The 14,042-nt window shown below is 70.7% G+C and carries 15 protein-coding genes; 6 read left to right on the top strand and 9 right to left on the bottom strand.

What is annotated here, in order from left to right:
* Positions 1-105: 105 nt before the first annotated feature.
* The 4 genes from OG448_RS10955 to OG448_RS10940 form a co-directional block, all read right to left on the bottom strand.
* On the bottom strand, positions 106-798 hold the full coding sequence (locus tag OG448_RS10955) for a DUF402 domain-containing protein (RefSeq protein WP_405553142.1): 693 nt from the start codon (positions 796-798) through the stop codon (positions 106-108).
* Between the two features lie 94 nt (positions 799-892).
* Entirely contained in the window at positions 893-2,281 is a 1,389-nt protein-coding gene (locus OG448_RS10950) for a class II fumarate hydratase (protein ID WP_405553140.1), read from the bottom strand.
* A gap of 62 nt (positions 2,282-2,343) precedes the next feature.
* Positions 2,344-3,123, bottom strand: a complete 780-nt coding sequence (locus tag OG448_RS10945) for an SDR family NAD(P)-dependent oxidoreductase (protein ID WP_405553138.1) — start codon at positions 3,121-3,123, stop codon at positions 2,344-2,346.
* Positions 3,124-3,169: 46 nt separating this feature from the next.
* The gene (locus tag OG448_RS10940; RefSeq protein WP_399566502.1) at positions 3,170-4,840 is read right to left on the bottom strand and encodes a fumarate hydratase; all 1,671 of its coding nucleotides are present in this window, start codon (positions 4,838-4,840) and stop codon (positions 3,170-3,172) included.
* 201 nt (positions 4,841-5,041) lie between these two features.
* Here OG448_RS10940 and OG448_RS10935 point away from each other — a divergent pair, with 201 nt between their 5' ends.
* Positions 5,042-5,752: a DUF1707 domain-containing protein gene (locus tag OG448_RS10935; RefSeq protein ID WP_405553136.1), complete on the top strand. Its 711-nt coding sequence runs from the start codon at positions 5,042-5,044 to the stop codon at positions 5,750-5,752.
* A gap of 114 nt (positions 5,753-5,866) precedes the next feature.
* The gene (locus OG448_RS10930) at positions 5,867-6,232 is read left to right on the top strand and encodes a WhiB family transcriptional regulator (RefSeq protein ID WP_130331963.1); all 366 of its coding nucleotides are present in this window, start codon (positions 5,867-5,869) and stop codon (positions 6,230-6,232) included.
* Positions 6,233-6,313: 81 nt separating this feature from the next.
* Here OG448_RS10930 and glpX read toward each other — a convergent pair whose 3' ends face one another.
* On the bottom strand, positions 6,314-7,345 hold the full coding sequence (gene glpX / locus OG448_RS10925; RefSeq protein ID WP_030807028.1) for a class II fructose-bisphosphatase: 1,032 nt from the start codon (positions 7,343-7,345) through the stop codon (positions 6,314-6,316).
* Positions 7,346-7,468: 123 nt separating this feature from the next.
* Here glpX and OG448_RS10920 point away from each other — a divergent pair, with 123 nt between their 5' ends.
* The gene (locus OG448_RS10920) at positions 7,469-7,993 is read left to right on the top strand and encodes a DUF4245 domain-containing protein (protein WP_405553134.1); all 525 of its coding nucleotides are present in this window, start codon (positions 7,469-7,471) and stop codon (positions 7,991-7,993) included.
* An 84-nt stretch (positions 7,994-8,077) separates the two neighbouring features.
* Here OG448_RS10920 and OG448_RS10915 read toward each other — a convergent pair whose 3' ends face one another.
* The 3 genes from OG448_RS10915 to xseA all read right to left on the bottom strand — a co-directional run bounded on the left by OG448_RS10915 (position 8,078) and on the right by xseA (position 10,238).
* Positions 8,078-8,668, bottom strand: coding sequence for a malonic semialdehyde reductase (locus tag OG448_RS10915; protein WP_405553132.1), 591 nt, complete (start codon positions 8,666-8,668; stop codon positions 8,078-8,080).
* 115 nt (positions 8,669-8,783) lie between these two features.
* A complete protein-coding gene (locus tag OG448_RS10910) occupies positions 8,784-9,008 on the bottom strand; it encodes an exodeoxyribonuclease VII small subunit (protein WP_405553130.1) in 225 nt (74 codons plus the stop codon).
* A gap of 9 nt (positions 9,009-9,017) precedes the next feature.
* Positions 9,018-10,238, bottom strand: a complete 1,221-nt coding sequence (xseA, locus tag OG448_RS10905; RefSeq protein ID WP_405553129.1) for an exodeoxyribonuclease VII large subunit — start codon at positions 10,236-10,238, stop codon at positions 9,018-9,020.
* Between the two features lie 99 nt (positions 10,239-10,337).
* On the opposite strand from xseA, the gene OG448_RS10900 reads away from it, so the two are divergent.
* Both OG448_RS10900 and ppgK read left to right on the top strand, forming a co-directional pair.
* Positions 10,338-11,345 carry a 4-hydroxy-3-methylbut-2-enyl diphosphate reductase gene (locus OG448_RS10900; RefSeq protein ID WP_405553127.1) on the top strand — a complete coding sequence of 336 codons (1,008 nt, stop codon included), beginning with the start codon at positions 10,338-10,340 and terminating at the stop codon, positions 11,343-11,345.
* A 29-nt stretch (positions 11,346-11,374) separates the two neighbouring features.
* A complete protein-coding gene (gene ppgK / locus OG448_RS10895; protein WP_405553126.1) occupies positions 11,375-12,130 on the top strand; it encodes a polyphosphate--glucose phosphotransferase in 756 nt (251 codons plus the stop codon).
* Positions 12,131-12,174: 44 nt separating this feature from the next.
* On the opposite strand, the gene OG448_RS10890 is transcribed toward ppgK, so the two are convergent.
* Positions 12,175-12,753 carry a DUF6542 domain-containing protein gene (locus OG448_RS10890; protein WP_405553124.1) on the bottom strand — a complete coding sequence of 193 codons (579 nt, stop codon included), beginning with the start codon at positions 12,751-12,753 and terminating at the stop codon, positions 12,175-12,177.
* Between the two features lie 192 nt (positions 12,754-12,945).
* Here OG448_RS10890 and ychF point away from each other — a divergent pair, with 192 nt between their 5' ends.
* Complete coding sequence (gene ychF, locus OG448_RS10885) at positions 12,946-14,034, top strand: redox-regulated ATPase YchF (RefSeq protein WP_405553123.1); 1,089 nt, start codon at positions 12,946-12,948, stop codon at positions 14,032-14,034.
* Positions 14,035-14,042: the final 8 nt, after the last annotated feature.

Here is a 14,042-nt window from a genome sequence, read left to right as displayed (position 1 = left end):
CCTCGGTGACATATGGTCAGGCTCTGCGCAGACTCCGGTAGTTGTACCTCGGTGCCCTTGCGGAGGACGATCCTACGGTTGTGGTCCGGGGGCGCATCAAGGGTCTCATGAGGACACGTGCGCGGGCGTACGGTCCCAGTCCTCCGGAAGCGCGGGCACCGACCAGGACGGATCGGGCCGCCAGTGCTGCCAGCCGTCGTTGTACGGGGAGCCCCACGCCTGGATCACCTCCACCGCCCGCCGTCCCGCCGACCGGACCCGTCCGGCGGTCTCCGCGTCCATCAGGCCGTCCCGCTGCGCCTGGGCGAACTCGTCCTCGTCCCGCCAGTGCCAGGTGCGGTCCGGGTGGACGGAGATGTCCAGGAAGTGGTCCTCGGAGTCGACCCCGCCGGCCCAACGGGCCAGCGGCTGCTCCAGGTTGACGTACCAGTTCTTGAAGCGCCAGCCCGGTTCCCAGAACAGCCACACCGACCAGGGCTCGCCGGGCCGGGCCAGCTTCAGCACCCCGGTCCCGAACCAGCGGTCCCGCCGCACCACGCGCGGCTTGGTGTAGCGGGACTCCAGCGGTTCCAGGTGCACCGGGGTGCCGTCGGCCAGCACCGGCTTGACGCACTCGGTGCCGGGGGCCAGCCATACGGCGAGCAGCTCGGCTTCGTCCCGGACGACGGTGACGGGACGCGCGATGTGGAACGCGTCGCCCGCGTTCTCCCGGTACCGCCACAGGATCGGGGTGCCGGGGGTCCAGTACGCCGCCGTCGGGCCCGCTTCCGCTCGTCTCACCGCTTCGTCGTCCGTCATGGACAGATATTAGGTGCCGGAAGCACCCGATGCTGTGGTGCGCGTCATCCTTCCGGACAGGTGGCGGGAAATCGGCGGTGGCGTTGGCGGGACGTCACGGGCGCGTCATCCGCAGGACATCCAGCGCCTCGTCCAACTGCTCCAGCGTCAGGTCGCCACGCTCCACATAGCCGTCCTCCAGCACCACCTCACGGATCGTCCTACGTTCCGCGAGGGACTTCTTGGCGATCCGCGCGGCCTCCTCGTAGCCCAGGTAGCGGTTGAGCGGGGTCACCACCGAGGGGGAGGACTCGGCGTACTCGCGGGCGCGTTCGCGGTCGGCGGTGATGCCGTCGACGGTGCGGTCGGCCAGCAGGCGGGAGGCGTTGGCCAGCAGCCGCACCGACTCCAGCACGTTCTTGGCCATGACCGGGAGCATCACGTTCAGCTCGAAGTTCCCCGCGGCGCCGGCCGTGGCGATGGTGGCGTCGTTGCCGATGACCTGGGCCGCGACCATCAGCACCGCCTCCGGGACGACCGGGTTGACCTTGCCCGGCATGATGGAGGAGCCCGGCTGGAGGTCGGGCAGACGGATCTCGGCGAGGCCGGTGCGCGGGCCGGAGGACATCCAGCGCAGGTCGTTGGCGATCTTCGTCAGGCCGACCGCGATGGTCCGCAACTGGCCGCTGGCCTCCACGATCCCGTCACGCGCGCCCTGCGCCTCGAAGTGGTCGCGGGCCTCGGTGAAGGGCAGCCCGGTCGCCCGCGCCACCTCCTCGATCACGGCCGCCGAGAAGCCGGGCGGGGTGTTGATCCCGGTGCCCACCGCCGTTCCGCCGAGCGGGAGTTCGGCCAGCCGGGGCAGCGAGGAACGCAGCCGCTCCACGCCGTACGTCACCTGCGCCGCATAGCCGCCGAACTCCTGACCCAGGGTCACCGGGGTCGCGTCCATCAAGTGCGTGCGTCCCGCCTTCACCACGTCCGCGAACTCGCCCGCCTTGCGGGCGAGGGCGGCGGCCAGGTGCTCCAGCGCGGGGATCAGGTCGTGGACCACCGCGGCGGTGGCCGCGATGTGGATCGAGGAGGGGAAGACGTCGTTGGACGACTGGGAGGCGTTGACCTGGTCGTTGGGGTGCACGTCCCGGCCCAGCCGCTCGCCGGCGAGGGTGGCGATCACCTCGTTGGCGTTCATGTTGGAGGAGGTGCCGGAGCCGGTCTGGAAGACGTCCACCGGGAAGTGCTCGTCCCAGGTGCCGTCCGCGACCTCCTCGGCCGCGCCCTGGATGGCGTCGGCCACGTCCCGGTCCAGCACGCCGAGGTCGGCGTTCACCTTCGCGGCCGCCCCCTTGATCCGGGCCAGCGCCTCGATGTGCGCGCGCTCCAGACGCTGGCCGGAGACGGGGAAGTTCTCGACGGCGCGCTGGGTCTGCGCGCGCCACTTGGCGTGGGCGGGGACGCGGACCTCGCCCATGGAGTCGTGCTCGGTGCGGTACTCGTCGGTCATACCCGGTACAGCGAACGGGGGCGCCGTGATGTTCCTGGGCTGGGCCGGACGGGGTGGCTTTTTCAGTGCACCGAGAAGCCGCCGTCCACGAAGAGGGACTGGCCGGTGACGTAACCCGAGGCGCGGCTCGCCAGGAAGACGGCGGCGCCCGCGAAGTCCTCGGCGAGGCCGTTGCGGCCGACCATCGTCCGCGCGGCCAGCGCGGCCACCTTCTCCGGGTCGGACGACAGCCGCGCGTTGAGCGGCGTCATCACGAAGCCCGGCACCAGTGTGTTGGCGGTGACGCCGTACGGCGACCACTCCTCGGCCTGGGAGCGCGCGAGCGACTCCAGCGCGCCCTTGGACACGCCGTACGCCCCCGAGCGGACGAAGGCGCGGTGCGCCTGCTGGGAGGAGATGTGGATGATCCGCCCGAAGCCCCGCTCGGCCATGCCCGGCCCGAACCTCTGGCTGAGCAGATGCGGCGCGGTGAGGTTCACGGCGAGGGTGAGGTCCCACTCCTCGTCGCTCAACTCGCTGAAGGCGGGCCGCAGATTGATCCCGGCGCAGTTGACGAGGATGTCGGGCTCCCCGAACACTCCCACCGCCTGCTCAGCGGCCGCCCGCACCCCGTCCCGCGTACTCAGGTCGGCGCTCACCCACCCGGCACGGCAGCCGAGTTCGGCGAGTTGGGCACAGGTCGCCTCCAGCGCCTCCTCACCCCGCGCCACGACCACCACCGAGGCCCCGGCCCGCGCCAGCGCCTCGGCGATACCGCGCCCGATGCCGGAACTCCCCCCGGTCACGACGGCAACGCGCCCGTCCAGCGAGAACAACCCGGAGAGATAAGCCGCAGAGGTCATACGGGCACCCTAGGGGGCCGACCGGATCGGCCCCCCAGGAGGGGTCTCAGCCCAGGCCCGGGCCCCGGACCGGGATCGACGTGAACGTCGGCGCGGGCGCCGGGTCCTGGAAGAAGTCGTTGCCCTTGTCGTCGACCACGATGAAGGCCGGGAAGTCCTCGACCTCGATCTTCCAGACCGCCTCCATGCCCAGCTCCTCGTACTCGAGGACCTCGACCTTCTTGATGCAGTCCTGGGCGAGACGGGCGGCGGGGCCGCCGATGGAGCCGAGGTAGAAGCCCCCGTGGGCGTCGCAGGCGTCGGTGACCTGCTTGCTGCGGTTGCCCTTGGCCAGCATCACCTTGGAGCCGCCGGCCGCCTGGAACTGCTCCACGTAGGAGTCCATCCGCCCGGCCGTGGTCGGGCCGAAGGAACCGGAGGCGTACCCCTCGGGGGTCTTGGCCGGGCCCGCGTAGTACACCGGGTGGTCCTTGAGGTACTGCGGCATGTCCTCGCCCGCGTCGAGCCGCTCCTTGATCTTGGCGTGCGCGATGTCGCGGGCCACGACCAGCGGGCCGGTCAGCGAGAGGCGGGTCTTGACCGGGTACTTGGTCAGCTCCGCGAGGATCTCGTCCATCGGCTGGTTCAGGTCGATCTTCACGACGTCCCCGGCCTCGTCCAGGTGCTCGTCGGTGGTCTCCGGCAGGAACCGCGCCGGGTCCGTCTCCAACTGCTCCAGGAAGACGCCCTCGGCGGTGATCTTGGCGACGGCCTGGCGGTCCGCCGAGCAGGAGACCGCGATGGCGACCGGGCAGGACGCGCCGTGCCGGGGCAGACGCACCACGCGCACGTCGTGGCAGAAGTACTTGCCGCCGAACTGCGCGCCGATACCGATCTTCTGGGTCAGCTCGAAGACCTTCTCCTCCAGCTCCTTGTCCCGGAAGCCGTGACCGAGCGGCGAGCCCTCGGACGGGATCTCGTCCAGGTAGTGCGCGGAGGCGTACTTCGCGGTCTTCAGCGCGAACTCGGCGCTCGTACCGCCGACCACGATCGCCAGGTGGTACGGCGGGCAGGCGGCCGTGCCCAGCGAACGGATCTTCTCCTCCAGGAACTTCATCATGGAGGACTCGTTCAGGACGGCCTTCGTCTCCTGGTAGAGGAACGACTTGTTGGCCGAGCCGCCGCCCTTCGCCATGAAGAGGAACTTGTAGGCGCCGCCGTCGGCCGCGTACAGCTCGATCTGCGCCGGCAGGTTGGAGCCGGTGTTCTTCTCCTCCCACATGGTGAGCGGAGCCATCTGCGAGTAGCGCAGATTGAGGTTCAGGTACGCGTCGTAGATGCCGCGGCTCAGCGCCGCCTCGTCGCCGCCCTCGGTCAGCACGTTCTGGCCGCGCTTGCCCATGACGATCGCGGTGCCGGTGTCCTGGCACATGGGCAGCACACCGGCCGCCGCGATGTTCGCGTTCTTCAGCAGGTCCAGCGCCACGAACTTGTCGTTGCCGGACGCCTCGGGGTCGTCGATGATCCGGCGGAGCTGGGCGAGGTGGGCGGGGCGCAGATAGTGCTGGATGTCGTGGATGGCCTCCTCGGCCAGCTTGCGCAGCGCCTCCGGCTCCACCTTGAGGAACGTCCGCCCGTCCGGCCCCTCGACGGTGGACACGCCCTCGGAGGTCACCAGCCGGTACGGCGTGGTGTCCTCTCCCTGGGGGAGCAGATCGGTGTACGCGAACTCAGGCATCTCAGCCCATTCCTCACTCGACGGACGGCGCCCGCCGACGCTGGCGAGCCTGTCCAGCGTAGAACCCGGCTCGGGCAATGCGTCGGTGAGGTAAGACTCACTTGCTTTCCGGCGGTGCTGTCCGGCGTGGGTCGGCAACGTTGTCCGGGAGTTGTCCACAGGGCCTAGTCGCGATCTATCGCGTTTCGGTACTCTGCTGTCGTGGACCTTCAGAAGCACGCGCAGCCCGCGGACACCGCCCCGCGCCCGGCCGACCTGCGCGCCTCGGACGCCGACCGCGACCGGGTCGCCGACATCCTCCGTGACGCCCTGGCCGAGGGCCGGCTGACCGCCGAGGAGCACGCCGAGCGGGTGGAGGGGGTGCTGCACACCAAGACCGTCGGCGAGCTGGACGTCTTCATACGCGACCTGCCCGCCGCGCATGAACGCCCGGCGGCGCCCGCCTACGCCTCCGTCCCGCACCGCCCGCTGCCCGGCTCACTTCCGGCCGACGCGGACACCAGCGTGGTCGCCGTCTTCAGCAGCGCCGTGCGCCGGGGCCGCTGGCGCGCCGGGCGCCGGGTGCACGCGTTCGCGGTGTTCGGCAGCGTGGAGATAGACCTCAGCGAGGCCGTCTTCGAGTACCAGCAGGTGGTGATCAAGGCGGTCTCGGTCTTCGGAGACGTCCAGATCCGCGTCCCGGAGAACGTGTCGCTGCGCGGCACCGGCGGCAGTGTGCTGGGCAACTTCGAGGTCAGCACGCTGGACTCGGTGCAGTCGGACGCCCCCGTGATCTACGTCGACGGCTGGTCGGTGCTGGGCAACGTGGAGGCGCGGCCCCGGCGCGGCCGGTTCGTGGCGGACATCCTCGACCGGGTCCAGGGCAAGCTCGACAAGGCCGACCGGAAGCTGCGGAGGCACCTGGACCGCTGACGCCAACAAGCCGTTGTACGCCGGTGGTTGGGAACGCAGTGCATAGGCGCGCGTACAACGGGTAGGGCTTGCTGCATCGTCTCTCGCTAGCGAATTCGTCGTCAGGAGTAGACCGTGCTGCAACCGCCGCATTCGTCCCTGCAGGTAGCCGCCGTTCCGGCCCAGCGGGGGCCGGCGCGAGACAGGGATCAGGACGCGCCCTGGCACACCGAGGCGGTGTGCCGCCGCGACGAGGCCGGTCTGTTCTTCGCCCCGTCGAAGGAGCCGACCGCCGCGCGCCTGTCCCGTGAGGAGGCGGCGAAGCGGGTGTGCGCCCGCTGTCCGGTGATGATCGAGTGCCGCGAGCACGCCCTCCTCCAGCCCGAGCCGTACGGCGTCTGGGGCGGCCTGACCGCAGCCGAGCGCCGAGTGGTCCTGGCCCGCAGGCGCAGGCGCGAGGTGGAACTCAAGAAGGCGACGGCAACGCGTATAGCGGGCTGAGCCGAAAGTCTTTCAGGGGCGCGGGTAACTGCGCGACCAGCCACGACGGACCGGTACCGGCACCCGCGCCCCCCTGATCCGCTACTTCGCCCGGTCGAAGTCGATCGCGCTGTAGGCCCGCAGCTTGCTGAGCCGGTGCTCGGACTCGATCTTCCGCACGGTCCCCGACTTGGACCGCATCACGATGGAATCGGTGGTCGCGGTCTCGGACCGGTACCGCACCCCCCGCATCAGCTCCCCGTCGGTGATCCCGGTCGCCACGAAGAACACGTTCTCCCCGCTCACCAGGTCGTCCGTGGTCAGCACCCGGTCCAGGTCATGGCCCGCGGCGATCGCCCGCTCCCGCTCCTCGTCGTCCTTGGGCCAGAGCTTGCCCTGGATCGTGCCGCCCAGGCACTTCACCGCACAGGCCGAGATGATCCCCTCGGGGGTGCCGCCGATGCCGAGCAGCAGGTCGATGCCTGTGCCCTCGCGCAGCGCCAGGATGGACCCCGCCACATCGCCGTCGGAGATCAACTTGATCCGCGCGCCGGTGTCCCGGATCTCCTTGATGACCCCTTCGTGCCGGGGCCGGTCCAGGATGACGACGGTGACGTCCTCGGGCGTGCGCCGCTTCGCCTTGGCGACCCGGCGGATGTTGACCGACACGGGCGCGTCGATGTCCACGAAGTCGGCCGCCTCGGGCCCGGTGACCAGCTTGTCCATGTAGAACACGGCGGACGGGTCGAACATGGCACCCCGCTCGGCGGCGGCCAGCACGGCGATCGCGTTCGCCATGCCCTTCGCCGTCAGCGTGGTCCCGTCGATCGGGTCGACGGCGATGTCGACCTCGGGTCCCGTCCCGTCGCCGACCTGCTCCCCGTTGAAGAGCATCGGCGCCTCGTCCTTCTCGCCCTCGCCGATGACGACGACGCCGTTCATCGAGACGGTGGAGACGAGGGTCCGCATGGCGCGCACGGCGGCGCCGTCGGCGCCGTTCTTGTCGCCGCGGCCGACCCAGCGGCCCGCGGCCATGGCCGCGGCCTCGGTGACACGGACGAGTTCCAGGGCGAGGTTGCGGTCGGGGGCCTCGGAGGGGACATCGAGTTCGGACGGCAGATGATGCTCGGTCATCGGAGCGCACCTTTCTGATACGACGACGGCCGGATGAGTATGAGGTGACTCTATCGCCGGGCTTACAAAATGAGCAGGGGGCCCCACGGATGAGCGCGGAGGGCACCTGAGACCATAGGAGGCGTGGCAGGTTCGAACGGCAAGCAGAAGACGGTCCGGGACATGATCCTTTCCCTGGCCCTCATCGGAATCGCGGCGGCGGTCATCTACGTCTTCGTCCCGCACGACGACCACAAGCCCGACCTCCCCCGGGTCGACTACACGGTCGAGACGACCACGGCACGCAGGGCCGTGAGCTACCCGGTGGCGGCCCCGGAGGGGCTGCCGGACACCTGGAAGGCGACCTCCGTCCGCTTCCGTGGCGAGGAGTCCGACCGCTGGCACCTCGGCTTCCAGGACCCCGAGGGCCAGTACGTGCAGGTCGAGCAGTCCACCCAGAAGCGCTCCGACTTCATCGAGCAGGCCACCCAGGGCTCCTCGGCGACGAAGAAGACCGAGCGGATCGACGGCCGCACCTGGACCCGGTACTCCGGCGGCCGCTACGACGCCCTCGTCCTGGAGGACACCCCCGGCTCCACCACGGTGGTGTCGGGCACCGCGTCCTTCGACCGCCTGACCGCCATGGCGTCGGCGCTCAAGATGGCCTAGCGGCTCCTCTTACGATGCGCGAAGGCCCCCGGAAGCGCATTCCGGGGGCCTTCGCGTGGGCCGTGAGCTGCGGTGGGGCGCTGCTCAGACGGTCGTGATCACGTCGTCGTACGACAGGCGCGGGCCGCGCGGGTGCGAGGCGTCCGCGGCCGGGCGGCCGATGTTGACGATCATCAGCGGGGCGTGGTCGTCGTCCAGGAACTCCTTGCGGACCCCCTCGGCGTCGAAGCCGGTCATCGGGCCCGCGGCCAGGCCGGCGGCGCGGACGCCGACGACGAAGTAGGCGGCCTGGAGCGCGGCGTTCAGCGCGGCGGAGCGCTCACGGACCGGACGCTCGGCGAAGAACGCGTCCTTGGCCTGCGGGAACGCCGGGAAAAGGGCCGGCAGCTCCTCGTGGAACTCGTTGTCCGCGGAGAGGATCGCCACCAGCGGGGCCGAGGCGGTCTTGGCGCGGTTGCCCTCGGCCATGTGCCCGACCAGGCGCTCGCGGGCCTCGGGGGAGCGGACCAGGGTGATCCGCAGCGGGGTCTGGTTGAAGGCGGTGGGGCCGTACTTGACCAGGTCGTAGATCGCGCGGACCTGCTCGTCGGTCACCGGCTCGTCGGTGAAGGAGTTCGCGGTGCGGGCCTCGCGGAACAGCAGGTCCTGGGCGGCCGGGTCGAGAACGAGAGACATCTGTGACTTCCTGGGGTGCGCGTACGGTCCGTGGTGCGGGACCTGATGACGGACCCGACCCTACGCCAGAAAGTTCAAGCTTTAACAAAGCCTCCCGGCAGGGACCTCCGGCCCGCTACTCGCCCTCTTCTTCCTCCGCCTCCTCCGCGAGCGCCGCGTCCAGCCGCTCCCGCGCCCCCTCCAGCCAGCGCCGGCACACCTTGGCCAGCTCCTCGCCGCGCTCCCACAGCCCCAGCGACCCCTCCAGCGTCGAACCGCCCGCCTCCAGCCGCCGTACGACCTCGATCAACTCATCCCGCGCCTGCTCGTACGAGAGCGCCTCGTCCACTTTGCTGCTCATCCGCCCACCCTATTCATCGCCGCCGACATCGACCCGTACGGCGAACTCGCCCGCCGCCACCCTGGCCCGCAGCGGCTCACCCTCGGTCACCTCGGCCGGGTCGCGGACCACGTGGCCGTCCTCCTTCTGCAGGACCGCGTAGCCGCGCCGGAGGGTGGCCGCGGGGGAGAGGGCGACCACGCGCGCGTGCGTGTGGGTCAGCTCCGACTCCGCCCGGTCCAGCAGATGGCCGAGCGTGCGCCGGGCGCGGCCCAGCAGCGCCTCCACCTGCTCGGTCCGCTCGTCCAGCATCCGGTGCGGCCGCTCCATCACCGGACGGGCCAGCGCGTGCGCCAGCCCCCGTTCCTCCCGCTCCAGCAGCGCGTTGGCGCAGCGCCGGCCCCGGTCGCGCAGCATCCGTACCCGCGCCAGCTCCTCGCCCACGTCCGGGACGACCTTCTTGGCCGCGTCGGTCGGGGTGGAGGCGCGCAGGTCGGCCACCAGGTCCAGCAACGGGGTGTCCGGCTCGTGCCCGATCGCCGAGACCACCGGCGTACGGCACCCGGCCACCGTCCGGATCAGCTGCTCGTCGGAGAACGGCAGCAGATCCTCCACGCTGCCCCCGCCGCGGGCCACCACGATCACGTCCACGTCGTCCCGCGCGTCCAGCTCCTTGACCGCCTGGACCACCTGCGGCACCGCGTGCACCCCCTGCACCGGCACATTGCGCACCTCGAAGCGGACGGCGGGCCAGCGGTGCCGGGCGTTCTCCAGCACGTCACGCTCCGCCGCCGAGGCCCGGCCGCACACCAGCCCGATGAGCTGCGGCAGGAACGGCAGCGGCTTCTTGCGGTCGGCCGCGAACAGCCCCTCCGCCGCCAGCGACTTCTTGAGCTGCTCCAGCCGTGCCAGCAGCTCGCCCACGCCCACCGGCCGTATCTCGGCGGCACGCAGCGAGAGCTGGCCGCGCGGGGCGTACCACTCCGGCTTGGCGAGCACCACGACCCGCGCGCCCTCGCCGACCACGTCCGCGACCGCGTCGAAGACCTGCCGGTAGCAGGTGACGCTGACCGAGATGTCGTGCGAGGGGTCGCGCAGCGTCAGGAACACCACCCCGGCGCCGGGCCGCCGCGACAACTGGGTGATCTGCCCCTCCACCCACACCGCGCCGAGCCGGTCGATCCAGCGTCCGATCAGCCGGGAGACCTCCCCGACCGGGAGCGGGGCCTCGGGCGATGTGTTCACAGCCATGCCGCGAGGGTAACGGCCGCCGCCGACAACGGGGGTGTGCCGGGGACACCCCCCTGGGGGGATCTACGGGGTCCGGCACCCGGCCTTACGATGGGACGCATGACCGCTTCGCCTGGCCGCCGTGTCCTGCTCGCCGCCCCCCGTGGCTACTGCGCCGGTGTGGACCGCGCCGTGATCGCCGTCGAGAAGGCCCTCGAGCAGTACGGGGCCCCGATCTACGTCCGGCACGAGATCGTCCACAACAAGTACGTCGTGCAGACCCTGGAGAAGAAGGGCGCGATCTTCGTCGAGCAGACGGAGGAGGTGCCGCCGGGCCACATCGTGATGTTCTCCGCGCACGGTGTCGCCCCGACCGTGCACGAGGAGGCGAAGCGCGGCCGGCTCGCCACCATCGACGCCACCTGCCCGCTGGTCACCAAGGTCCACAAGGAAGCCGTCCGCTACGCCAAGGACGACTACGACATCCTGCTCATCGGGCACGAGGGGCACGAGGAGGTCATCGGCACCTCCGGCGAGGCCCCCGAGCACATCCAGCTCGTCGACGGCCCCGAGGACGTCGCGGGAGTCGAGATCCGCGACCCGTCCAAGGTCGTCTGGCTCTCCCAGACCACGCTCTCCGTGGACGAGACCATGGAGACCGTCGACGCCCTGAAGGCGAAGTTCCCCGGCCTGGTCTCCCCGCCCAGCGACGACATCTGCTACGCCACGCAGAACCGTCAGCTCGCGGTGAAGCAGATGGGCGCCGAGGCGGAGCTGGTCATCGTGGTCGGCTCGCGCAACTCCTCCAACTCCGTACGGCTCGTCGAGGTCGCCAAGCTCGCCGGGTCCCGCGAGGCGTACCTGGTGGACTTCGCCGGCGAGATCGACGAAGCCTGGCTGGAGGGCGTCACCACGGTCGGCGTCACCTCCGGTGCCTCCGTGCCCGAGGTCCTGGTCGAGGAGGTCCTCGAGTGGCTGGCCCAGCGCGGCTACGGCGACGTGGAGCTGGTCAAGGCGGCCGAGGAGTCCATCACCTTCTCGCTGCCCAAGGAACTCCGCCGCGACCTGCGCGAGGAAGCCGCCGCCCTGGCGGCCGAGCGCGGTGGAACCGGTACGTCCGAGGCGTGACCGTCAGTCGTACGTCGTAACGTGGGGCCATGCAGATCTTCGGCGTGGACATCGGCGGGTCCGGCATCAAAGGTGCCCCGGTGGACCTGGACAAGGGCGATCTCGCCCAGGAGCGCTGCAAGGTGCTCACCCCGCATCCGGCGACCCCCGAGGGTGTCGCCGACGGCGTCAAGGAAGTGATCGACCACTTCGGCTGGACCGGCCCGGTCGGGCTGACCTTCCCCGGAGTGGTCCAGGACGGCGCCACCATCCTCACCGCGGCGAACGTCGACAAGAGCTGGGTCGGCACGGACGCCCGCACGCTGTTCAGCGAGAAGCTGGGCGGGCTGCCGGTCACGCTGGTCAACGACGCGGACGCGGCCGGCCTCGCCGAGATGCAGTTCGGCGCCGGGCGCGGGCGGCGGGGCACGGTCATCGTGCTCACCTTCGGTACCGGCATCGGCAGCGCCGTCTTCACCGACGGCGTGCTGGTCGCCAACACCGAGCTGGGCCACCTCGAGCTGAACGGCCACGACGCGGAGAAGAAGGCGTCCAGCAAGGCCAAGGAGGACGCCGACCTGAGCTGGGAGCACTGGGCCCGGCGGGTGGAGAAGTACCTGGCGCACCTGGAGATGCTCTTCTCGCCCGAGCTGTTCATCATCGGCGGCGGGGTGAGCCGCAAGGCCGAGAAGTTCCTCCCGCACATCACGGGCGTCAAGGCCGAGATCGTCCCGGCCCAGCTCCAGAACAACGCGGGCATCGTGGGCGCGGCGATGCGCGCGGAGCAGCGGGCTTCGGCGGAGTAGCGGGACGGGGGGGCCTGCCGGGCGGGGCCCCCGGTTTCGTGGCGCTAGGGACGGCGGCGTCTGCCGCGGATCCAGCGCACCCGGCGTACCAGGACGGTCACGCCGGCGATCAGCGTGCCGCCGTACAGCCAGCCCGCCTGGGTGGCGAGGCCGGTGAAGACGCCCATCAGGGAGCCGAGGATGCCGGCGCTGCCGTCGGCGACCGCGAAGAGCCCGGCGCCGAAGGCGATCGGCAGGGCCACAGGGGCGGTCAGCAGGTCGCCGGGGCGCACCCAGAGCGCGGTGAGTACGCAGACGGGCAGGAACAGCACGCCGTAGGCGATCAGGGACGAGCCGAACAGCAGGGCGTCCAGCGCGCCGAGCAGCAGCATCGCGGCCACGCAGAACAGGCCGCCGCCGAGCCCGGTGAGCCGGGGGTTCGGGAAGCGCCGGCCGGTGGGCGCGGGGCCCGGCTCGGCGACGGGGCCGCGTACGGCCTCGGGGCCGCGGCGGGCCGCGACGGGCGCCCCGGCCAGGCCGCGCGCGGCGTCCGGGCCGCGCCGGGCCTGGGGCGGAAGGTGCGCGGGCGTGGGGGTGCCGCGTCGCGGCCCGTCTTTCGGAGGTCGCGTTCTGTGTTGCTCCACTGGACCAACTTAGGTCTGTTTATGTGCCGAATCGCCCTTCAGACACGCCGAAGACATGTCCGCGGGGTCAGTCCGGCCGGACGGGGGACGCTCCCGCTAATTGCCCCGCGCGGACGCCGTAAACTGGTGGATCGGCCGGTGTCCCCTGGGCCCTGGCAGCCCCTGGCCCACTCCTCTACGGGAAGTCGCAACGTGTCGCTCACGATCGGAATCGTCGGCCTGCCCAATGTCGGCAAGTCGACCCTGTTCAACGCCCTGACCAAGAACGACGTGCTGGCGGCCAACTACCCGTTCGCCACGATCGAGCCGAACGTCGGTGTGGTCGGCGTCCCCGACGGCCGCCTGGCGCAGCTCGCCTCGATCTTCTCTTCGGAGCGCATCCTCCCGGCGACGGTGGACTTCGTCGACATCGCGGGCATCGTGCGCGGTGCCTCCGAGGGTGAGGGCCTGGGCAACAAGTTCCTGGCGAACATCCGCGAGTCCGACGCGATCTGCCAGGTCATCCGCGCCTTCCAGGACGAGAACGTCGTGCACGTCGACGGCAAGGTCTCGCCGAAGGACGACATCGAGACGATCAACACCGAGCTGATCCTCGCCGACCTCCAGACCATCGAGAAGGTCCTGCCGCGGCTCCAGAAGGAGTCCCGGATCAAGAAGGACGTCGCGCCGAAGGTGAAGGCGGTCGAGGAGGCGAAGGAGATCCTGGAGAAGGGCGACACCCTGTTCTCCCAGGGCATCCTCCAGGGCTCGGAGCGCGCGGAGCTGCTGCACGACCTGCACCTGCTGACGACCAAGCCCTTCCTCTACGTCTTCAACGTGGACGAGGACGAGCTGACCGACGAGGACTTCAAGAACGCCCAGCGCGCGCTGGTGGCCCCGGCCGAGGCGATCTTCCTCAACGCCAAGCTGGAGGCGGACCTCGCGGAGCTGGACGAGGAGGACGCGATGGAACTCCTTGAGTCCGTCGGCGCCGAGGAGCCCGGCCTCGCCACCCTCGCCCGCGTCGGCTTCAACACCCTCGGCCTCCAGACCTACCTCACGGCCGGCCCCAAGGAATCCCGAGCCTGGACCATCCCCAAGGGCGCCACCGCCCCCGAGGCCGCCGGTGTCATCCACACCGACTTCCAGAAGGGCTTCATCAAGGCGGAGGTCATCTCCTTCGAAGACCTCGTCGAGACGGGGTCGGTCGCGGAGGCCCGGGCCAAGGGGAAGGCGCGCATGGAGGGCAAGGAGTATGTGATGCGGGACGGGGATGTGGTGGAGTTCCGCTTCAACGTGTGATTGCAGGT

The sequence above is a fragment of the Streptomyces sp. NBC_01171 genome (genome assembly GCF_045039805.1).
GTDB lineage: Bacteria > Actinomycetota > Actinomycetes > Streptomycetales > Streptomycetaceae > Streptomyces.
This window is presented reverse-complemented; position numbering and strand designations above follow the sequence as displayed.